Annotated in this window: 16 protein-coding genes and 2 pseudogenes; 7 read left to right on the forward strand and 11 right to left on the reverse strand. The window is 67.6% G+C overall.

The features are described 5' to 3' along the window. Positions 1 to 115 precede the first annotated feature (115 nt). From VXJ37_RS03065 to VXJ37_RS03080, 4 genes and pseudogenes are all read right to left on the reverse strand, one after another. A pseudogene (locus VXJ37_RS03065) lies at positions 116 to 1,052 on the reverse strand (5'-3' exonuclease). Positions 1,053 to 1,101: 49 nt separating this feature from the next. Continuing rightward, complete coding sequence (locus VXJ37_RS03070; protein WP_369605602.1) at positions 1,102 to 2,217, reverse strand: acyl-CoA dehydrogenase family protein; 1,116 nt, start codon at positions 2,215 to 2,217, stop codon at positions 1,102 to 1,104. A 141-nt stretch (positions 2,218 to 2,358) separates the two neighbouring features. Next, positions 2,359 to 2,840 (reverse strand): annotated as a pseudogene (gene ribA, locus VXJ37_RS21095) (GTP cyclohydrolase II RibA); the annotation flags it as partial. 298 nt (positions 2,841 to 3,138) lie between these two features. Next, complete coding sequence (locus VXJ37_RS03080) at positions 3,139 to 3,774, reverse strand: dihydrofolate reductase family protein (RefSeq protein WP_331321589.1); 636 nt, start codon at positions 3,772 to 3,774, stop codon at positions 3,139 to 3,141. 148 nt (positions 3,775 to 3,922) lie between these two features. Between VXJ37_RS03080 and VXJ37_RS03085 the strand changes: the two genes are divergently transcribed. After that, positions 3,923 to 6,082: an amylo-alpha-1,6-glucosidase gene (locus tag VXJ37_RS03085; RefSeq protein WP_331321590.1), complete on the forward strand. Its 2,160-nt coding sequence runs from the start codon at positions 3,923 to 3,925 to the stop codon at positions 6,080 to 6,082. Here VXJ37_RS03085 and VXJ37_RS03090 read toward each other — a convergent pair. Both VXJ37_RS03090 and VXJ37_RS03095 read right to left on the reverse strand, forming a co-directional pair. Then, positions 6,058 to 8,058: a vWA domain-containing protein gene (locus VXJ37_RS03090; RefSeq protein WP_331321591.1), complete on the reverse strand. Its 2,001-nt coding sequence runs from the start codon at positions 8,056 to 8,058 to the stop codon at positions 6,058 to 6,060. The two genes, VXJ37_RS03085 and VXJ37_RS03090, sit on opposite strands and share 25 nt — an antisense overlap. A gap of 14 nt (positions 8,059 to 8,072) precedes the next feature. Beyond that, the gene (locus VXJ37_RS03095) at positions 8,073 to 9,461 is read right to left on the reverse strand and encodes a sigma 54-interacting transcriptional regulator (RefSeq protein WP_331321592.1); all 1,389 of its coding nucleotides are present in this window, start codon (positions 9,459 to 9,461) and stop codon (positions 8,073 to 8,075) included. A gap of 183 nt (positions 9,462 to 9,644) precedes the next feature. On the opposite strand from VXJ37_RS03095, the gene VXJ37_RS03100 reads away from it, so the two are divergent. Together VXJ37_RS03100 and VXJ37_RS03105 are read left to right on the forward strand one after the other, a co-directional pair. Beyond that, entirely contained in the window at positions 9,645 to 10,274 is a 630-nt protein-coding gene (locus tag VXJ37_RS03100; RefSeq protein WP_331321593.1) for an MSMEG_4193 family putative phosphomutase, read from the forward strand. A 28-nt stretch (positions 10,275 to 10,302) separates the two neighbouring features. Beyond that, positions 10,303 to 11,004: an SCO1664 family protein gene (locus VXJ37_RS03105; protein WP_331321594.1), complete on the forward strand. Its 702-nt coding sequence runs from the start codon at positions 10,303 to 10,305 to the stop codon at positions 11,002 to 11,004. Between the two features lie 35 nt (positions 11,005 to 11,039). On the opposite strand, the gene VXJ37_RS03110 is transcribed toward VXJ37_RS03105, so the two are convergent. Beyond that, on the reverse strand, positions 11,040 to 11,768 hold the full coding sequence (locus tag VXJ37_RS03110) for an SGNH/GDSL hydrolase family protein (RefSeq protein WP_331321595.1): 729 nt from the start codon (positions 11,766 to 11,768) through the stop codon (positions 11,040 to 11,042). 220 nt (positions 11,769 to 11,988) lie between these two features. On the opposite strand from VXJ37_RS03110, the gene VXJ37_RS03115 reads away from it, so the two are divergent. Then, positions 11,989 to 12,762, forward strand: a complete 774-nt coding sequence (locus VXJ37_RS03115; protein WP_331321596.1) for an MBL fold metallo-hydrolase — start codon at positions 11,989 to 11,991, stop codon at positions 12,760 to 12,762. Here the strand turns inward: VXJ37_RS03115 and VXJ37_RS03120 are convergent. After that, positions 12,759 to 13,583, reverse strand: a complete 825-nt coding sequence (locus tag VXJ37_RS03120; RefSeq protein ID WP_331321597.1) for a DUF1206 domain-containing protein — start codon at positions 13,581 to 13,583, stop codon at positions 12,759 to 12,761. The two genes, VXJ37_RS03115 and VXJ37_RS03120, sit on opposite strands and share 4 nt — an antisense overlap. A 184-nt stretch (positions 13,584 to 13,767) precedes the next feature. On the opposite strand from VXJ37_RS03120, the gene VXJ37_RS03125 reads away from it, so the two are divergent. Both VXJ37_RS03125 and VXJ37_RS03130 read left to right on the forward strand, forming a co-directional pair. Further along, positions 13,768 to 16,305, forward strand: coding sequence for an excinuclease ABC subunit UvrA (locus VXJ37_RS03125; protein WP_331321814.1), 2,538 nt, complete (start codon positions 13,768 to 13,770; stop codon positions 16,303 to 16,305). Between the two features lie 44 nt (positions 16,306 to 16,349). Further along, a complete protein-coding gene (locus VXJ37_RS03130; RefSeq protein ID WP_331321598.1) occupies positions 16,350 to 17,210 on the forward strand; it encodes an SDR family NAD(P)-dependent oxidoreductase in 861 nt (286 codons plus the stop codon). A 36-nt stretch (positions 17,211 to 17,246) separates the two neighbouring features. Here VXJ37_RS03130 and VXJ37_RS03135 read toward each other — a convergent pair whose 3' ends face one another. From VXJ37_RS03135 to VXJ37_RS03145, 3 genes are read right to left on the reverse strand one after another with little or no spacing between them, the layout of a single operon-like run. Continuing rightward, complete coding sequence (locus VXJ37_RS03135; protein WP_331321599.1) at positions 17,247 to 18,044, reverse strand: enoyl-CoA hydratase/isomerase family protein; 798 nt, start codon at positions 18,042 to 18,044, stop codon at positions 17,247 to 17,249. Further along, entirely contained in the window at positions 18,041 to 18,682 is a 642-nt protein-coding gene (locus tag VXJ37_RS03140) for a flavin reductase family protein (RefSeq protein ID WP_331321600.1), read from the reverse strand. Before VXJ37_RS03140 ends, VXJ37_RS03135 begins: the two co-directional genes overlap by 4 nt. A 6-nt stretch (positions 18,683 to 18,688) precedes the next feature. Next, positions 18,689 to 20,011, reverse strand: coding sequence for an MFS transporter (locus tag VXJ37_RS03145; RefSeq protein WP_331321601.1), 1,323 nt, complete (start codon positions 20,009 to 20,011; stop codon positions 18,689 to 18,691). A gap of 267 nt (positions 20,012 to 20,278) precedes the next feature. Here VXJ37_RS03145 and VXJ37_RS03150 point away from each other — a divergent pair, with 267 nt between their 5' ends. Beyond that, the gene (locus tag VXJ37_RS03150; protein WP_331321815.1) at positions 20,279 to 21,025 is read left to right on the forward strand and encodes an IclR family transcriptional regulator; all 747 of its coding nucleotides are present in this window, start codon (positions 20,279 to 20,281) and stop codon (positions 21,023 to 21,025) included. The last annotated feature ends 56 nt before the right edge of the window (positions 21,026 to 21,081 follow it).

Here is a 21,081-nt window from a genome sequence, read left to right on the forward strand (position 1 = left end):
AGTACATCCGGCGTCATCCGTTCCGGCCACCGGGGCGCGGCGCGTGACGTTGCATGACGCAGCACCGTGGCATGCCGGCCCTCCGGGTCCTCCTGCCCTCCACCGCGGGCAGCCGCTACCCCTTGCGGTCCAGGGCAGCAAGCAGCCGGCGCACCGATCCGCCCAGGTTCCAGTCGGTGGCCAGCGTTTCCAGCTCCGCGCGCCGGTCACCGGTGACGGGCTGCAGCAGGGCGCCTGCCTCGTCAAGGGTAGGCAGCTCCAGGGTGCGCACCAGGCGGACGACGGCGGGGGCTGCCGCCAGGTACCCGGCAGCAGCTGACAGTTTGGCCCGGACGGGTGCGGAGACACCGGGGCCGGACTGGTCCGCGGCGGCCAGCAGGTTTTCGAGGGTTCCGAACTTCAGCAGCAGGGACGCCGCCGTCTTCTCGCCGATCCCGGCCACGCCGGGCAGGCCGTCGGAGGCGTCCCCCCGCAGGGTGGCGTAGTCGGCGTATTGCTGCGGAAGGACCTTGTATTTGGCCACCACAGCCTCTTCCGTCATGACTTCCAGGTTCTTCATGCCCCGGGCCGTGTAGATCACCCGGACGGCTCGATCGTCATCACACACCTGGAAGAGGTCGCGGTCGCCTGTGACGACGTCCACGGGGAACCGGGCGTTGCTCGCATAGGTGCCCACGACGTCGTCGGCCTCATGTTCGGCAGCGCCCACTATGGCGATGCCGGCCAGGTCCAGCACCCGGCGGATCATGGGCAGCTGCGCTTGGAGGCCCTCAGGAACCACTTCGACGTCGGTCCCGCCGGGCACCGCCTCGGCCCCTGTGGGCTTTGTACGTGGGGATGAGGTCCACCCGCCATTGCGGCCGCCAGTCATCGTCCCAGCAGGCCACCAGGTGCGTGGGGTGGTAGTCCAGCCTCAGCCGGGCGATCATGTCCAGCAGCCCGCGGACGGCATTGACCGGCGTTCCGTCGGGGCGCCGGATGGTGTCCGGAAGTCCGTAGAAGGCGCGGAAGTACAGGGAAGCGGTGTCGAGCAGCATCAGGCGCTGGGGCATACCTTGATCCTGACACGGATCCGGCCGCCGCGGCACCGGACCGGGCAGCCTAGAAGGACCGGACCGTGAAGCCGAGGTCCAGCAGGCCGCGGCCTGCCTGCTCCAGGATGGGGTCGATGCCCAGGGTGGGGTGGCTCAGAAGGACCCCGACGTCCCGCTGGATGCGTTGCAACGGGTTGGCCAGCCGGTGGACGCTGCCGCCGGAACCGGCAACCGCCAGTCGGACCGCCTCCTGCGCCGACTCCGCGCTGAGAACGAGCGAGAGGCGGAGCGAAGCGCGCTGCCGGTCCGGCAGTCCGGCCGCCGGGTCTTCGTCCGGGGACACGATGGACAGTGCGGGCTGCCAGTGCAGCTGGGCGGTGGCCACCGCCCCTGCCGCCCGCGCGTAGCGTGCCTGGGCCAGGGCCGATTCACCTTGCCGGGTCTGCACTCCGTTCCTGTCCTTCGGCACCAGCAACTGGGCACGGAACAATTCAAGCGCGTATTCCGCCGAACCGAGCGCGACGGCAGGTGCGACGAGATTCAGCAGGGTGGACATGGGCGAGTGGATCAGCGGGTCGCTGTGGAACAGGCTTCCGGGGTTGCCGGGCCCGCTGAGCTCGGCCCAGTCAAGGACGCGGTACCCGGGCACGAAAAGTCCATCCGCGCGGAGATCATTGCTGCCCGTCCCCCTCAGGCCATCGGTATGCCAGGCGTCCAGGAGTTCCAGGTCAGCCACGGGAACGAGCGCCTGCAACCGGGCCCCTCGATGCTCGACGGCCAGCAGCGCCCAACGGGAATGCATGACGCCCGACGCGAAACCCCAGTGGCCGGAAATGGCGTAGCCGCCGGCAACCTTCGTCGCCGAACCCACCGGCGCGCTTGTGGCGGCCGCCAGCGGCATGTTCCCCGCTCCAAACACCTCGTCCTGGACGTCGCGGGGCCACCGCGCCAGCATCCAGGCGTGTTCGGCCAGATGCCCGGCGGTCCAGGCTGTGGAGGCGCACCCCCTGGCCAGGGCCCTGACCGCTTCGCCGTAGGTACGGGCACCAAGCGCATAGCCACCCACGGCCGCTGGCGGCAGGATCCGGAACACTCCGGCATCCTGCAGCTCCCGCACCGTCAGTTCCGGCAGGCGGCGGAGCCGCTCGGTTTCCTCCGCCCTGGCCCTCAAGCCAGGGATCATGGCTTCCACGCGGGCAAGCAGTCCGCGGTGGTCCGGATTGCTTCCGGCAGCGGACTGCACGGAGCGCCCGGCGGCGGCCTGGTCCAGGTCCAGCGTATGGCCGGTACGATCCCGCTTGGCGGCGAGGTACCGGGCATTGGCGGCTGAAAGGTGGACGCCGGTGGGAATCTGTTGTTCGATGCCGATTCCCAGCGCCGCCAACTGTCCGGCCTTGTCCGGATTGTTGGTCAGCAACCGGACGCTGCCGGCACCGACGACATGGAGCATCTGCGCTGCCGGCGTGTAGTCGCGCTCATCGTCCCGGTGTCCCAGCGCCAGGTTTGCGTCGTACGTGTCCAGGCCCTGGTCCTGCAGCGCGTAGGCATCCAGCTTTGGATAGAGACCGATTCCCCGGCCTTCCTGGCGGAGGTAAAGAAGGAAGCCCCCGACAGACGCGATCCGTTCCACAGCTTCCGCAACTGCGGGCCGCAGTCGCAGCGCGCGCTGCCGAAGACGTCCCCTGTCATGCACTCACTGTGCATCCGGACAAGCGGCGCCGTGGTTCCCGCCAGCAGCGCCTGCTCCCAGCCACCAAGGGCCAGCAGCAGATGTTCCCGCCCGTCTGCCAGTCCGTGGAAGGTCATCACATCAGCGGAAGTGGCATAGCCGTCCGGGAAGCGCAGGGGAATATTCACCCGGGTGCGGATTGCTGCCGCGGGCAAACCGGCCGGAAGCGGCACTGATTGGATAACAGCGGTCACGTGTCCTCGCTTGCAGAGTTACTTGAACATTAAAGTAAGCGTACGCGCTGTTAGTTAAAGCTTCAAGTATTGAGCTGCCAGCGGACCCGCAGGGCTGGCACGTGCGGGATGTACTCGGACGCCCGACCCCATCCCCCCGAACCACGAACCACGAACCACGAACCACGAACCAGTTAGCCGGTCACGGTTGCCCGGTGTCGGGCGGGCCCGTGAGCACCGTAGGAACGTACTCCAGCAACTGGAGCCGGCCGTCGAACGTCCGGCTCTGCACCATTTCCAGCCGGACATCGGGATAACCGTCGTAGATCCGCTCCCGCCCGGTGGCGCCGGTGATCACGGGGAAGACGACCAGCCGGAACCGGTCCACGAGGCCCGCCACCAGCAGCGACCGGGCCAGGCTGATGCTGCCCAGGGTACTCAGCGGCCCTGTTCCGCGACGCTTCAGCTCCCGGACCGCCTCAACCGCATCCCCCGCAACCAAAGTCGAGTTCGGCCAGCCCAGCGGAGACTGCAGCGAAGACGAGAACACGATCTTCGGTACGGCGGACAGCCCCGTGAGGCTGGCGCCCTCCTCTTCGGAAAAACCGGACCGGTCCGCCGCTGCCTGCGCCGACATGCCGTACATCAGCCGGTACGTGTTCGCGCCCAGAAGCAAGGTGTAGTTCTTCGCGGATTCCTGGTCCAGCCAGGCAAGGTATTCGGGCCCCTCCAGTCCCCACCACCCCGGCCATCCCTCGGCGGAGGCATACCCGTCCAGCGAGATGATCAGGTCCACCATCAGCGGTGCTGGTGACGGTTCAGCTGGTGTGGCGCCCATGGCCGGCTCCTTAAACCGATCGGCGTGGATGTGCTGGCATGTTATGACCGGCCGGGCGGAGGTACAAGTGTGCCCCCCCTTTTGCCAGCCCTGCCTGAGGGGTAGCGTCTATCCCGCCGGGACCGTCTTAGCCGTCGAAGGAGCGGACATGGCTGGATGGAATGCAGAGACAGCGGCGGGGCCTGTGGGGGCCGGTACCGTCACGCTGGTGGAGGGCTCGTGTTTTTGCATCTCCGCAGCGAACGGGGATATCCACCCGGAACTGCCCCATGGCGTCTTTCATGAGGACACCCGCATCCTGTCCGCCTGGAGGATGACGGTGAACGGCCAGCCCCTTGAGCCGCTGGCGGCGGAGACGAAGGAACCCTACCGGGCCCTGTTCATTGGCCGCGTTCCCAGGGCCGACGGGTACGCGGACAGCCCTCTGATCGTGGAGCGCCTGCGGGAAGTGGCGGCGGGAGTGGTTGAGGAGATTACCATCCGCAACTACTCGGGCGACCCCGTCGGGTGCAGCATCTCGGTGGGCGTCGATTCGGACTTCGCCGATTTGTTTGAAGTGAAGGAGGCGAGGGTCCAGCGCCGCTGGGACGTCACCCGCGGCGCCGACGGCGATTCTTTAATCATCAGCGCGGCCTGGCAGGACCTGCGGAAGGCTGTCCTGGTCAGGGGGCGCGGCGCCATGGCCTCCGCCGACGCGCTGACTTACCGTACCGTGGTTCCCGGATACGGCCAGTGGAGCACACGGCTGAGCGTGGCACCCGCCGGGCAGCACAACATTTCGCGTCCCGCCGGGCACGGGCTGTCACCGAGTGACCGGCGGCATCAGGAATGGGTTGCCAAAATTCCCAGGCTCCAGATGACAAACCGGTCCATTGAACGCACGCTGCGGCGCAGCTACGACGACCTCGGCGCGCTCCGGATCGAGGACCCTGAGCACCCGGAACGGATCGTCGTTGCCGCCGGCGCGCCATGGTTCATGACCCTGTTCGGGCGCGACTCGCTGTGGGCTTCGGAAATGGCCCTTCCCGTGGACCCTTCCCTGGCCCTGGGCACACTGCAGACGCTGGCGGACCGGCAGGGCCGGGTGGTGGATCCGATGAGCGAGGAGGAACCCGGCAAGATCCTCCACGAAGTCCGGCTTGGGGTGTCCTCCGGGCTGGCGCTTGGCGGCAAATCCGTTTACTACGGCAGCGTTGACGCCACCCCGCAGTTCGTAATGACCCTGGCCTCGGTCAGCCGCTGGGGCTTCGGCAAGGAAAGGATTGCCGCCCTCCTGCCCCACGCCGACCGTGCCCTGGACTGGGTCAGGACCTACGGCGACAAGGACGGCGACGGGTTCGTTGAGTACCAGCGCCTCAACGACCAGGGGCTCATCAACCAGGGGTGGAAGGACTCCTGGGACGGCATCAATTTCGCGGACGGAACCATCGCCGATCCGCCCATCGCACTTTGCGAGGTGCAGGCGCTGGTCTACTCAGCGCTGCTGTCCCGCGCATGGATGGCGTACGACGCCGGGGACGCGCCGCTGGCTGCGCAGCTCACCGCCGAGGCCGCACGGTTGAAGAAAAGGTTCAACGAGGAATTCTGGCTGCCGGACCTCGGGTACTTCGCAATTGCCCTGGACGGCCACAAGCGGCCGGTTGATGCGTGCGCCTCGAATATGGGCCAGTGCCTGTGGCACGGCATCGTTGACGACGACAAGGTGCCGCTGGTGGCTGAACGGCTGATGTCGCCGGAGATGTTCAGCGGGTGGGGTATCCGGACCCTGGCCTCCGACATGGGGGCCTACAACCCGGCCAGCTACCACAACGGCTCGGTCTGGCCCCATGACAATGCAATCATTGCTGCAGGCCTGATGCGGTACGGACTTGTCGGTGAGGCCCAGCGCATCGCCACAGCCCTGCTCGAGGCCGCGGACTTTTCCGGCGGCCGGCTGCCCGAGTTGTTCTGCGGGTTCAGCCGGGAGCAGGTGGCCGAGCCGGTGCCGTACCCCACGGCCTGCTCCCCCCAGGCCTGGGCGGCTACCACGCCGATCATGCTGATCACCTGCCTGATGAGGTACGACGCCTACGTCTCCCGCGGGGGCTTCTGGATGGACCCGGCGCTGCCCCAGTCGTTCGGGAACCTGCACATCACCAACGCCCCCCTGGCCGGTGGCCGGATCACCATCGACATCACAGGCGGAGAACCTGAGGTTCAGGGCCTGCCGGCGGGCCTGACGTTCCACCGCGAACACAGGCCATGGCTGACCGAACTCATCTCACAGGCCGGGCTGGACGCGGGTCAGAACCAGTCGCCGTCAGCGTAGGCGCTGCGGACGTGGGCCCGGAGGTACTCCCCCACCACGGCGGCACCAAGGTCGCCTGCCTCGGATGCCACCACCCGGCCGTCCACGCGCCGCGCCATCCGCTGGATGAACCGCTCCAGGCCGGGGTCGTTGCCAAGACGGAAGAACGTGGTTTGCGCCCCCATGCGGCCCACGCGGTCAAGTTCGCCGATGGTGGCGCGGATGGTTTCCGCATCCGGCGGCCAGTTGAACCACGAGTCCCCGTCCGGGAGCAGATGCGCTGTAGGTTCGCCATCAGTGACAACCAGGAGGACCGGCTGCATTGACGGGTGGCGGCGGAAGAAGCGGCCGGCCAGCAGCAACCCGTGGTGCAGGTTTGTCCCCTGTTCCCGCAGCGCAGGCAGCGCCGTAAGCTCCCCGATGTCCATGGACTGTGCGTAGCGGCCAAAAGTGATGAGTTCCAGCCGGTCGCCGCGGAAACGGGTGGATACCAGGTGGTGCAGTGCAAGGGCGGTGCGTTTCATGGGCACCCAGCGCCCCTCGGCAGCCATGGAGAAGGACACGTCCACCAAAAGCGCCACCGCAGCCTGGGTCCGGGCCTCCGTTTCCGCGACTTCGATGTCCTCCACGGCGAGGCGCAGTCCACGGGCCGGGTCGCCGCCGTCTGCCATCGTGCGCTGGATGGCGTTGGTCATGGTGCGGGTGACATCCCAGGGCTCCGCGTCCCCGAACTCCCACTGGCGGCTGGAGCCGGTCAGTTCACCCGCCGCGCCTGCCATCCTGGTGTCCCTGCTGCCCTGCCGCCCGGACAACTGGCGCGCGGCGTCGCGGAGCAGCGACTTCCCCAGCCGCCGCATGGCCTGCGGGGAAAGCCTGAGATCGCCGTCGGCGCCGCGCCGCAGGTAGCCGCCGTCCTGCATGGCCCGCTCAATCTCAGCCAGGGTGCGCGCGCTCACGGCGGCCTTCTCGCCCAACTGGCGGGCCAGCGCATCCAGGTCCAGGTCATCGAGCCGGGAGCCGTTGTAGTTCTGCGAGAGCTGGTCGGACAGTTCGTCGAGTTCGGCAATGTCCTGGAGCACGCCGGTCCCGTCACCGAGTCCCAGGCCTTCCTGCCCTTCGAAGCGCTCCGAACCCGTCCAGTCCTCTCCCGGCCGCAGCGCCTGGAGGGCCGCATCAAGTTCGCTGAGCTGGGCCATCAGTTCGGGTGAGCCGAACGCCTGGGCGGACAGCTGCATCAGCTCATTGCGCTGTTCGGCTGACATGGACTGCAGGAGCCGCTGGGCTGCAGCGGCCCGCTGGGCCAAGGCGTCCACCAGCTCCTCCACGGACTGCGGGTTCTCGGGGAAGAACTGGCCGTGTTTGGCCATGAAATCCTGGAAATCGGCGTCCGTGTCCTCGCCACGCCGGTGCTTGCCCAGCAGTTCATTGAGGTCCCGGAGCATGGCGCTGACGGCTTCCCGGTCCTCGTCGGTGGCGCTTTCCAGCGCCTGCTTCATGCCAGCAAACCGCTGCTCAAGGACCTCCCGCCCCAGCAGGTCCTTGATCCTGTCGTACGCTTCCCGGGCTGTGCTTGACTGCCAGTCGTAGGAGGCCAGTTCGTTCACAGCCGCTGCCGTGGAGGGCGGCAGGTTCTGCAGCTGCATCTCCCGGAAGGCGCGGTCGGTGTTGTCCATCATGGCGTCCCGGGCCAGCTGCTTCCGCTCTTCCAGCACGGCCGTGTCCAGGAGTTTCTTCACCTCATCCAGGGTGCCGTCCAGCCGGTGCCGGCTAAGCAGGTCCCGCCGACGCTGCTGCACACGCCGGGCGAGGTCGTCCAGCCCGTCACGGTTGCGGCCGCCGCGCCGCAGGAACTCCTGGAGGGCATGCCGCGGCGAGTACCCTGCCATCACGTCTTCCGCGACGGCGTCCAGGGCCTCCGCCAGGTCTACCGGAGGGGCCAGCGGGTCCGGACCGCCGGTGTACCGGCCGTATTTGGCGGACCGTTTGTGGATGGCCATGCTGCGTCCTGCCCCTAGCCGTAGATCGTTTCCTCGTCGTCGGATTCCTTGGAGATCCGCCGGCCGAGGTACAGGCCTTCCAGTGCGAGTTCGACGGCGGCGGCCCGCTGTCCGTCGTTCACGGCACCCAGGCGCCGCCCGATTTCGTCGTAAAGGCCAGAGCCGTTCAGCGCCGGAAGGTTGCCGAGGAACTCCTTTGCCGTGACCTGCTCACCGGTGGTGACGGTGCGGTGCCCGTCCAATGCTGCCACCAGCGGGCCCATGTCCAGGCCCTGGAAGTGAGCCCTCACAGCCTCGGCCGTGGCAGTTCTGAGGAGGTGGTCCAGGACGCCCTGTTCACGCCCTTCCTCACCGGACTCGAACTCGATCTTGCCCGTCAGTACTTCCACGGCAGGTTCCAGGTCGATGATCCTGGCCACGGCGTGGTCCTCGCCCCTGAGGCTTGCCCGCCGCAATGCAGCCGCAGCCACCGTCTCCGCCCCCGCAATGGCGAAGCGGGCGGAAACGCCCGACGTCTGGTTGATGGCCGGGGACTGCCGCAGGGCCCGGGTGTAGCGGGCCAGGATCTCCAGGATGAAGGGCGGGACGTCCGCCACCAGCTGGCCCTCCTGGCGGATCACCGAGACCTCGTCCTCGAGTTCGATCGGATAATGCGTCCGGATCTCCGCGCCGAACCGGTCCTTCAGCGGCGTGATGATCCGCCCCCTGTTGGTGTAGTCCTCCGGGTTGGCGGAGGCAACCACCAGCACGTCCAGCGGCAGCCGCAGCACGTAGCCGCGGATCTGGATGTCGCGCTCCTCCATGACGTTGAGCATGGCCACCTGGATCCGTTCCGCCAGGTCCGGGAGCTCGTTGATGGCGATGATGCCGCGGTTGGAGCGTGGAATGAGGCCGTAGTGGATTGTTTCAGGATCGCCGAGCCGGCGCCCCTCCGCCACGCGCATGGGGTCAACGTCGCCAACAAGGTCCGCTACCGACGTGTCCGGCGTGGCCAGCTTCTCCACGTAGCGTTCGGACCGGTGCCGCCATGCGACCCGCAGCCGGTCGCCTTCGGTCAGGGCGCGGGCCCTCGACTGCTCGGTGATGGGGTCGAACGGGTGCTCGTTCAGTTCCGAATCCTCGATCACCGGAGACCACTCATCCAGCAGTCCGGCCAGGGTACGGAGCAGCCGGGTCTTGCCCTGGCCCCGCTCCCCCAGCAGGACAATGTCATGACCGGCGATCAGGGCCCGTTCCAGCTGGGGTATGACGGTCCTGCTGAAGCCGAACAGGCCGGGCCAGGGGTCCCGCCCGGAAGCCAGGGCGGCGAGGAGATTGTCGCGGATCTCATGGCGCAGGTCCTTCTGGACATAGCCTGCCGCACGCAGTTCACCAACGGTGTAGATATCGGGGCGATCAGTCACTCCTCTACGGTAGTCCCCGCCTTGCGGCTAATCGAGAGATTCCTCCAGATTCCTGCGCGCCTACCGCTTGCCGCTCCCCACGCCCCGCAAGCTCGGCACGGGGTCCCCTCGCGGCTACCGCTTGCCGCTCCCCACGCCTCGCAAGCTCGGCACGGGGTCCGCTCGCGGCTACGCTTAGACCTAATGACACAGAGCACATTGATCCTCCTGGTGCGCCATGGCGAAACGCCCACCACCGGCACAGTCCTGCCCGGCCGCGCCCCGGGCCTGCATCTCTCCGAGCGTGGCCGCGCCCAGGCGGATGCGGTTGCGGACCGGCTGTCCGGGCTGCCGGTGGAAGCGATCTATTCATCGCCCCTGGAACGGGCGCGGGAAACAGCCGAACCAACGGCAGCACGCACCGGCACTGCGGTGACGGAAGAAGCCGGCCTCCTGGAATGCGACTTCGGCGACTGGACCGGGGCCGCGCTCGCCGGCCTCGCAGGCCTGCCGGAGTGGCAGACCGTCCAGCACAACCCGTCAGTCTTCCGCTTCCCCAACGGCGAGGGCTTCTCCGGCATGCAGGCCCGGATGGTGGGCACCCTGGAAACCCTTCGGGCCGCCCACCCGGGGAGGGTGGTGGTCTGCTTCTCCCACGCCGACCCCATCAAAGCGGCCGTGGCCCACGCGCTGGGCACCCACCTGGACCTTTTCCAGCGGATCATGATCAGCCCGGCGTCGGTCTCTGCCATCTCCTACGCAGACGGACAGGCGCCTGCCGTGCTCACGGTGAATTCGACGTCGGAACCGCTGAGCGGGCTGAGGCCCGCGTGAAGCGGTACGGATCGCTTCGGAGCGCACGGTGCCGGCGCGGGAGCTGACGCTCCTCAATGGGGGCCGCGTGGAGTTGCTGGGCCGGATCATGAGCGGCAGCAATGCCACGTTCCTGGTGGAGCTTTCCTGCGCCGATGATTCCGCCTGGGCGGTGTACAAGCCTGAGGCCGGGGAGCGGCCGCTCGCGGATTTCGACGCCGGCCTGTACCGCCGGGAGCGCGCGGCCTACCTCCTTAGCGAGACACTGGGATGGGGCCTGGTACCGGCGACGGTGGTGCGCACGGACGCGCCGCTTGGGGTGGGATCGCTGCAGTGGTTCATCGAAGGCGACCAGCAGGAGCATTACTTCACCCTCTACGCCGATGCGCCCGAAACACACGCGGAGCTGGCGCGGATCGCCCTGTTCGACTACGTGGCGAACAACACGGACCGGAAAAGCGGGCACGTGCTGCGCGGCGCCGACGGCCGTATATGGGGCATCGACCACGGCCTCTGTTTCTCCGCGGCGTTCAAACTGCGCACTGTGATCTGGGACTTCGCCGGCGAACCCATCCCGGAAGCCCTGCTTGAAGACATCACGCCCCTCGCCGCGGAAATTCCCGCCGGGATGGCGGAGCTGTTGGACCACGCCGAGGCGGTTGCGCTGCAGCGCCGGGTCCAACGCCTGCTGCAGGAAAAGGTGCTACCCGTCGACAGGACCGGGATGCGCTACCCGTGGCCTCTGGTCTAGGGCGCTGATCCTGGGACTACGCCGGGGGACGCCCGCTACTGGGCCTCGGCGTGTCCCAGCGCAACGGCCGCGGCCGGGGCCGTTTGCTCAAGGTGGGCGCCGATATGCTCCAGCAGGTAATGCTGGCCGGCGACGGTTGGATGGTCACCGTCCGGGCCGATGAGGTCCTCGAAATCGCCGCTGATCCAACCCTCCGCTATGGGGTCCACGAACTCGGCTCCGGCCTGCCGGGCAGCAGCTTTGAGCTCGCCGCTGATGTCGACCAGCCCGGGGTCCGGAGTTGCCGTGTAGGAAGGCGGCCCCACCACGATGAGTTTCGCCTCCGGGGCCAGGGTTTCGGCGCGGTCCATGGCGGCCAGGGCCGCGTCGCCCAAGTCGGAGGGTGCGTAGCCCAGGTCGTTTTCGGAACCGAAGAACACCACGATGCCCGTGTCCGCGGTGACGTATTCATCAACTTGGGTGCCGAAGGTCCCGTTGTAGTCACCCACGCTGAGGTAACCGCTTCCGTCCTCGGCTGCGTTGATGATTTCCAGTCCCGCCACGTCCGGGTCCGTGCGCATCAATGCGGGCCACGCCTGCTGGGGCGACGTTCCGTGCCCGGTGCTCAGCGAGTCCCCCACCACAACGACGCGGACCGGCGGCGCGGCCGTGGCCGGGGGCTGCGTCCGGGCCGCGCTTCCGGATGTGACCACCAGGAGGAGGCCGGCCGCGGCCGCCGCTATAGCCCGGCCAGGGTGGCCCTGCAGCATGTTGCTGTCGTGCATTGGTGCCGCCCTCCTGCCTGGAATCGTCGGGAACCGCCGGGGCTGTCCGCCGTCGATCTGTCCTGTCTCCGTGTCCCATCGTAGGCAATGGTGGGAATACTGTAGGGCGAACGTGACCAGAATCAATAGGATGCACAGCAACTGCACAGCAACATTAGGGGGCTTAGGTACCCCTCTGGACACGGTCCGGGGTGGGACCGCTCCGGGCTAGGCTTGACCCGTGCAGCAGCAACCCACCCAATGGAACCCGGCAACAAGCCTCTCCGAGCAGGCGTCAGGCATCTACTTCGCTGAAGGGCCGGCGTCGAACTGGCTGGTGGTCCGCGACCCAACAGGATTCATCCTGGTGGACAGCGGATATCCCGAGGACCGCTGCCACGTGCTTGCGTCGCTGCGTTTCCTTGGCCTGGACCCGGCGGACGCGCGGGCCGTACTGGTCACGCACGGCCACGTGGACCACACCGGCTCCGCTGCCTTCTTCTCCGAGTCTTTTGGAACCCCGGTCCTGTGCTCGCCCGCGGAACTGGCCCACGTGCAGGGCAAGGAGAAACACCAGGTCACCCTGGGGCAGGTCCTCAGGCGGGCATGGCGCCCCCGCGTCTTCCGCTGGATGGTGCACGCCATCAGGGCGGGCGCCCTGGCGGCAAAGCCTGCATTGGGCGCAATGGCGTGGGACGCGGAGACGCTCCAGGCGCTGCCCGGCAGTCCTGTTGCCATTCCCCTGCCGGGCCATACGCCGGGCAATGCCGCAATCCTCTTTCCTGGCGCGGGCGCCATCGCCGTGGGCGACGCGTTCGTCAGCGGCCACCCCATCAGCCGGATTTCCGGGCCGCAGATGCTGCACGCGATGTACCACACGGACCCGGCGGAGGCTCTTGCCAGCCTGCGGGAACTGGCCGGCGTGGACGCCGCGGTTGTCCTCCCCGGCCACGGGCCTGCGCTGCACGTCCCCCTGGCAGAGGCGCTGGCAGCCGCGGTCACCCGCGAAGGCTAGAACTTTCCGTACCGCGCCCGGGCCATGGAGTAGACGCCGTAACAAATGAGGCCGGCGGCAATGGCGGCGAGGAGGAACACGCCGTAGGGCTGGGATCCCAGGGCCTTCAGGCCGCCGTCCAGGCCCGAGGACTTGGACGGGTCGGCAGTTGCGGCCGCCACGATGATCAGGATGCCGACGACGGCGAGCACCACGCCCTTGGCCGCGTAGCCTACGGTTCCGATCCACTCAACCACGGTCCGGGCGTTCCCGGGATCCTGCAAATCCTCCATGAACTTCCGGGAGACGCCGCGGTAGGCGTAGAAGACGCCGGCCGCGACGATTGCCAGTCCCACAACAACCAAAAGCACCACCCCGGCGGGGGCACCCATCAACTTTGCCGTGAAATCGCTGGCCGACTGGCTGGAGTTCTTGCTGCCGCCGGCGGCGAAAACGGCGAAGGTGAAGGCCAGGAACCCAAAGACCACGGCCTTCCCGACCGCCGTGGCAACCTCCTTCAGTTTCTTCTTGGAATCGCTCTCCGAGCGTGCACCGAAAACGGCCTCACTGAGCATCCACAATGCCAGCGCAGCGCAGGCCACGGCTCCAACCCACAGCAGGATCCCGCCACCGGGCTTGGACGCCAGGCTGCCGATCGCGCCGGACTGGTCGGCTTCACCACCCTGGCCCCGGTCCAGCTGCAGGGCAATGGCACCGATCAGGATATGGACCAGGCCGATGAAGACAAATCCGGCCCGGGCCAGCATGCGGAACGCCGGGCTGCGGCTGGCCGACGCTGCCTCGGATACTGCCCTGTTAGCTCCCTGTGACGCGTTGCCCATGGCCGGCCCTTCCGAATATGTAGTTGATCCTCTGTACCCCGGTCAGCTTCCCCTGCCTGCCAGCGTCGCGGAATGCTTCAGTGTAGATCCGTCCGCGCCGTCCGGACAGGTTCCGCCAAGTTCCCGCATGGCCCGGATGGCCAGTACAGTCGAAGCGGTGCATGCCAAACAGAACGCCGACCATCTGACCGCGCTGATTTTGCCCGTCCCGGACGGCGGCCATGCCGAAGACGGCTTTGTCCGGGTACGCGGAGCCCGCGAAAACAACCTGCGGAACGTGGATGTGGACGTGCCCCGTGATGCGATCGTGGCGTTCACCGGGGTCTCCGGCTCAGGCAAGTCCTCCCTGGCGTTCGGCACCATCTACGCCGAGGCGCAGCGCCGGTTCTTCGAATCCGTGGCGCCCTACGCGCGCCGGCTCATCCAACAGGGCCACAATCCCAAGGTGGAGCAGATCACCGGGTTGCCACCCGCCGTCGCACTTCAACAGCGCAGGGGTACCGCAACCTCCCGGTCCACCGTTGGGACCCTCACCACCCTGTCCAACTCGCTGCGCATGCTCTTCTCCCGCGCCGGCAGCTACCCTGCCGGGGCCGCACCGCTGGACTCCGACGCTTTCTCCCCCAACACCGCGGCCGGCGCCTGCCCGGAGTGCCATGGCCTGGGGACTGCGCACACGGTCAGTGAAGCATCGCTGGTTCCGGACGCTTCCCTCAGCATCCGTGAAGGCGCCATTGCCGCATGGCCCGGCGCCTGGCAGGGCAAGAACCTGCGGGACATCCTGGCTCATTTGGGCTACGACGTAGACCTCCCGTGGCAGCAATTGCCGCGCGACCAGCGGGACTGGATCTTGTTCACCGAGGAACAGCCGGTGGTGGAAGTGACGCCCCAGCGCGACCGGGTGGCCAAACCGTACAAGGGCCGGTTCTGGAGCGCCCGGAGCTACGTCATGCACACGCTGCGGGACTCCAAGAGCCCCGCGATGCGGGAGAAGGTGGTTGGCTTCATGGAGACCGGCCCGTGCCCCCGTTGCGGGGGAACCGGCCTCCGGCCCGAAGCGCTGGCAGTAACGTTCGCCGGGCACACCATTTCGGGGCTCAACGCCGTGCCCATGGCCGAACTGGCGGAGATCATCCGTCCCACCACTGCCCTGGCCAGCGCGGCAACTGCATCGCGGAAGCAGGCCTCCGAGGCCAACGAAGTGGCTGTGGCCATCACCCGGGACCTGCTGCAGCGCATCAACGTGCTGCTGGAACTCGGCCTGGGCTACCTGGCGCTGGGCCGGCCCACGCCCACGCTTTCGCCCGGCGAAATGCAGCGGCTCCGGATCGCCACCCAACTCCGGTCGGGCCTGTTTGGCGTGATCTATGTGCTGGACGAACCGTCAGCCGGGCTGCACCCGGCCGACGCCGAACCCCTCCTCACCGTGCTTGACCAGCTCAAATCGTCGGGGAACTCGGTCTTCGTGGTGGAACACAACATGGATGTGGTGCGGCGCGCCGACTGGCTGGTGGATGTGGGACCCCGGGCAGGGGAAGACGGCGGAGAGGTGCTTTACAGCGGCCCGGTACCGGGCCTTGCGTCAGTGGCGGGCTCCATGACGCGGCCGTTCCTGTTTCCAAAGCCGGAAGAACCAGAGACAGACGACGCCGGCGGCGCCCGGCGCGAAGCCAGCGGGTGGCTGGAACTTGGGGGCATCAGCCGCCACAACCTGCGGGACCTGGACGCGGCCTTTCCGCTGGGCGTCCTGACGGCGGTCACCGGTGTCTCCGGCTCCGGGAAGTCAACCCTGGTCAGCCAGGTCCTGGCCGAGGTTGCAGGGGCCGCAGTGCGCGGGGGCCCGGATACTCTTCCGGGTGCCGAAGAGCCCGAACCGGACCCCGCGGAGGGCAGCGGGCCGGTGACCGTAGGGCATGTGTCCGGTGTGGAACGGATCGACCGCGTGGTGAAAGTCGACCAGAAACCAATCGGCCGCACCCCGCGCTCCAACCTGGCCACCTATACGGGCCTGTTCGACGCCGTCCGCAAGGTTTTCGCTGCCACCCCTGAAGCCAAACGCCGCGGGTTCGGACCAGGACGCTTCTCCTTCAACGTGGCCGGGGGACGGTGCGAAACCTGCCAGGGCGAGGGTTTCGTGGCGGTGGAACTGCTCTTCCTGCCCGGCAGCTACGGGCCGTGCCCCGAATGCCAGGGCTCACGCTATAACCCCGAAACCCTGGAAGTCACCTACCTGGGCAGCAACATCGCGGAGGTCCTGGGCATGACGGTCAATGCGGCCGCCGGGTTCCTGGCCGGCGTGCCCGCAGCCGCACGCTCCCTGCAGACCCTGCAGGACGTGGGCCTGGGCTACCTCCGCCTGGGCCAGCCCGCTACCGAACTCTCCGGCGGCGAGGCACAGCGGATCAAGCTGGCCACCGAACTGCAGCGGGCCCGGCGCGGACACACCCTGTACCTGCTGGATGAACCCACCACGGGGCTGCACCCGGCGGACGTCCTGCTCTTGATGGCGCAGCTGAACCGCCTGGTTGACGCCGGCAACACGGTGGTCGTCGTGGAGCACGCCATGGACGTGGTGGCCGCCGCGGACTGGGTCATGGACCTGGGACCTGCCGGTGGCGACGCGGGCGGCCGGATCGTTGCCGCCGGTGACCCTGCCGTCGTCGCGCGTTCCGGCGACAGCCGCACCGCACCCTATCTGGCGGCGGCGCTCCAGGGCCGGTAGGTATCACCCTTGCCCTTCTGCATGACGGCGGGTATCACTGAGGAATGCGTTCCCGGCGGCCCGTGGTCCCTTCCGAAGTGCTTCGCGGCCGCGTGGCCGTGGTGACAGGTTCCAGCCGCGGGCTCGGCTTCGCAATGGCACGCGAGCTGGGCCTGCACGGTGCCGCGGTGGTGCTGGCGTCCCGGTCGGACGACGCCGTTGCTGCCGCCGTCCAACGCCTGCGGGCGGAGGGAATCACGGCGTCCGGGCGCCGGTGTGACACCGCAACGCTTCACGACGTGGAGGCGCTCCGCGACGAAGCGCTCAGCCAGGGAACACTGGACATCTGGATCAACAACGCCGGAGTGTCGGGTGTGTACGGGCCCACGGCGTCCACGCCCGTGGCTGACTTCGAGCACGTGGTGCACACCAACATCCTGGGGACTTTCCACGGGGCGCGGGTAGCCTTGCCGGTATTCCTGGGCCAAGGCCACGGCGACCTGGTCAACCTGTACGGTCAGGGCGACACCGGGCCCGTGGCGCAGCAGAACGCCTATGCATCGAGTAAGCGCTGGGTCCGCCAGTTCACCGAGACGCTGCGGCTGGAAACGAAGGGCACGGGGGTCAGGGTGCACGGCATGAATCCAGGGCTGGTGGAGACAGATCTCCTGCGGCAGGTGGCCTGCCAGCCGGGCTACCAGCAGCGCCTCGGCGCCCTGCAGGTGGTGGTGGGCCTGTGGGGGCAGTCCGCCCGCGATGCCGCCCGGCCGATCGTGGATGTGGTGACCTCGGATACTCCGGAGTTCAGGTTCCTGACAAAGCGGAGGCTGGTGACCCGCGGGCTGCGCAGCGTGCTGGCCGGCCGCCTCCGCAGGGCGAACCGGATGGGGTTGGACATCACCGTGGTGGAGCCCGGGCAGGCGTAGGGCCGCCGGCGTGGGTTTTACGGGGCCAGTAGAGGTTTACGGGGCCACGCGGCCTGGTGCGCCCTCTACGAATGACGCCTGGGGCCTGCTGCGGTGACGGGCCAGGAAACGCGCCACCCGGCCCCGGAACTCGACCGGATCCGTTGCCGGACCCGCGGGCGCCAGGCGGCCGGCTTCCGTGAGCGGACGCAAACCCTCGTTCACGGCGGCCTTGGACGCCCTGAGGGACCCGGCCGAGCCCTCTCCCCAGGCGGCCAGGATCGCTGCGAGCGCCGCGTCTGCGTGATCGTCAGGGGCCACCGTAGTGACCAACCCGATGTCGAGGGCCTGGTGGGCTGTCAGCATGCGGCCGCCAAAGAGGAGGTCCTTGCTCCGGGAGGGGCCGATTCGAAGGGCCAGGCGGTTGGCGAAGGAGGCCGGCACCAGCAGTCCCAGGCGTCCGACTGGCATGCCGATGCGTGCTGACGGAGTGAGCAACTGCAGGTCGCAGGCGAGGGCGAGCTGGCAGCCGCCGCCGGCTGCCACGCCCTCAACAACGGCAACGGTGGGGACGGGCAGGTCCTCGAGTGCCTGCAGCGCTTCTTCGATCACCACAAAGGTGCGGCTGATGTCCGCATCCGGGGACATCTCCCATTCCCGGACGTCGGAGCCGGCGCAGAAGACGCCTCCCCTGCCGCGAACAACCACTGCACGGAGGGACGGTGCAGCCGCCAGCCGTTGGACCGCCTGCCCCAGTTCCAGCCAGTCGTTCCGTCCAAGGGCGTTCAGCCGTTCCCCACTGCCAAAAGAGAGGGTCGCTACCGGTCCCGCTTCTTCAATGCTTACGGTAGTCATCCGGCCATTCCTTCGTGCCCTCCCTGTGGCCTGAAGGAGCCGGGCCACTGGGACGCCCGGATCCGGGGCAGGTCCTGGATGGGCCCGAGGGTGGCCCACTCATCCCCGCCGAGCCGTGAGAGCGGATCGAGCAGGGCCGCATCCGGGTGGCTGCCCTTGAGCACGCGCGAAGACACGGAGCCGTGCACCACCAGGCCAAGCACCAGGACGCAATCGCCTACCCGAATTGTTTGGTGCAGGGTGCATTCAAGGACCGCGGGTGACTCCTTGACCCGGGGCGGCCTGACCACGGTGCTGGGCTCACGGCTGAGCCCGGCGGCATCAAACTCATCCACGTCCGCACTGAAATTGGTACCGGTGGCATTGACCTCCTGGATCAGCGATGCAGGGGCGAGGTTGACCACGAACTCCCCCGTGGCCTCAATGTTCCGCAGCGAATCCTTCTCGCCGACGGACGTGAACTGGACCACCGGCGGATCCACGGAGGCGACGGTGAAGAACGAGTGCGGCGCAAGGTTGTCCACCCCGGCCAAGGACGTGCTCGACACCCAGGCGATGGGCCTCGGGATCACCACAGACGTCAGGAATTTGTAGAAGTCCCGCGGGCCCAGCCGCCCTGGATCGAAGTCCGTCCGCATCCGGTCCTACAGGCTCCGCGGCGCAGCGGTGGCCGCCTTGTCCTGGGCCATCGCGCCCTTGCCCCTTGGCAGGAAGATCAGGGCAAGCATTGCGATGATGCAGCACAGGATGATGTACAGCGAGATGGACGTCGAGTTTCCGTAGTTGGCCAGCAACGCAGCTGCAATGAGGGGTGCAGGACCGCCGGCGATCACGCTGGCCAACTGGTAGCCCAGTCCTGCGCCGGTGTACCGGATGTCAGTGTCGAAGCTCTCGGCAATCAGGGCCGCCTGGGGACCGTACTGGATGTCGTGCAGGATCAGGCTGACCACTACCGCTACGCCCACCCAGAGGGCGTCCCGGGTATTCAGCAGACCGAAGTAGGGGAACGCGAACAGCGCGGTCAGCACGATGCCGGTTCCGTATACGCGCCGCCGGCCAAAACGGTCGGACAAGCGCCCGAACAGCGGGACCGTGACCAGCCCGATGGCCGCTGCGATCAGCGTGTCGTCAAGGATGGAATTGCTGTCCAGCTTCAGCTGCTTGGTGGCATAGGTGATGACGAATGTAATGAACAGGTAGAACGGTGCCTGCTCTGACGTGCGGACCAGGGCGGACAGGAGGATCTCCCTGGGCTGCCGGCGGATCACTTCCATGATGGGGGTTTTGACCACCTTGTTGGACTTGCGGACTGCGTCGAACTCGGGGCTTTCGATGACCCGCAGCCGGACGAACAGGCCAACGCCGATCAGGATAATGCTGAGGATGAAGGGGATCCGCCAGCCGTAGGCAACAAAGCCGTCAGCACCGGTTGCGGCCGTGGTGATGCGTACGACGCCGGTGGACAGGACCAAGCCCAGCGGCACGCCGATCTGGGGCCAGGAAGCGGACAGGCCACGGCGGTTCTGGTCACCCCACTCCATGCTTAGGAGGACAGACCCGCCCCACTCGCCGCCGACGCCGATGCCCTGGATGATGCGCAGCAGCACCAGCAGGACGGGCGCGGCCACGCCGATGCTTTGGTACGTGGGGAGGCAGCCGATCAGCACTGTTCCGAATGCCATGAGGAAGAGCGTGGCCATCAGTGTTGTCTTTCGGCCGATCCGGTCGCCGAAGTGGCCGAAGATGGCGGCGCCGATGGGCCGGGCGACGAAACCAACGAACTGTGTTCCAAAGGCTGCCAGCACGCCCGCAAAGGCCACCTGCCCGGGGAAGAACAACTGGGGGAAAACCAGGGCCGCGGCAGTTCCGTAAAGGAAAAAGTCATACCACTCGATGGTCGTCCCGACCACACTCGCGACGGTGGCGCGCCTTACGGCCTGCTCCCGGGTCACTCCTTGAAGACTCATCATCACTCCATTGGTCTGATGTAGCAGAACGCCCGGCTCCGCTCTGAAACGGATAAAAAGCGGTGTGCAGCCAGGCATTGGACCCGCATTGCGGTTCTCCAACCCATCGTGCGGGTCCTGGTTGCCTATGTCAACGGTTTCCCCAGCGCGGCGCGACCGTCGATGTGCCGGATATGATTACCACTCGCACCCACCAATATTCACTGGAGACTAGGGACAAGGGCGTTGGCGGCAGAGAGAACCAGCGGATCCGCACCACCCCTCTTGGTGCTGCGCAAGGTCACAGAAATACTGAACTGTTTTTCCGTGGAATCACCGGAGCCCACGCTCCAGCAAATCGCCCGGCAAACCGGGCTGCCGCAGAGTACCTGCCAGCGGCTGGTCCAGAACATGGTCCGGGAAGGGTTCCTCGACCGGGACGGTGACCGCTACCGTATCGGACTGCGGCTGGTCCAATGGGCCGCGCCGGGCACTTTCGGCCTTGATGTGGTCCGCCTGGTCCATCCGATCCTGCAGGAACTGCGGGACCGGACGGGAGAAACGGCATGCCTCTATATGCGGGACGGGGCCTTCCGCACGGTCGTCGCCGTGGCGGAAACGCGGCACGTGGTGATGCGCCCGTTCCTCGTGGGACAGGTCATGCCCATCCACGCCGGCGCACCGGGGAAGATTTTCCTTGCCTTCGATCCGGAAGCCCGCCAGGCGATCAGGGATGCGGAACTGACGCGCTACACGCCCACCACACCCGATACATGGGACAAGCTGGATGCCCAGGTCAGCAGTGCCCGGGCGGACGGCTATTTCGCAGCCTTCGGCGAGCGGAACTCAGATGTGGGCTCCATCAGCGCGCCGGTCTTCAACCATTTGGGGCGCCTGGCGGCTGTCCTGGGCGTGGGCTTCCCCACCCAGCGCGTGGGCCCGGACGACGTCGGGCGGCTGGGCCCGGAGGTAGCGGACGCGGCGAAGGCGGCCAGCGCGGCGCTTGGGTACATGGAGAAGATCTTCCCTTCGTGACGGTGGCGCACGGCGCAGAAGCCGCGCCGGGTCATGGAGCCTGGGTGCCGGCGTCG

The sequence above is a fragment of the Pseudarthrobacter phenanthrenivorans genome, assembly GCF_036455295.1.
Classification (GTDB): Bacteria; Actinomycetota; Actinomycetes; order Actinomycetales; family Micrococcaceae; genus Arthrobacter; species Arthrobacter phenanthrenivorans_C.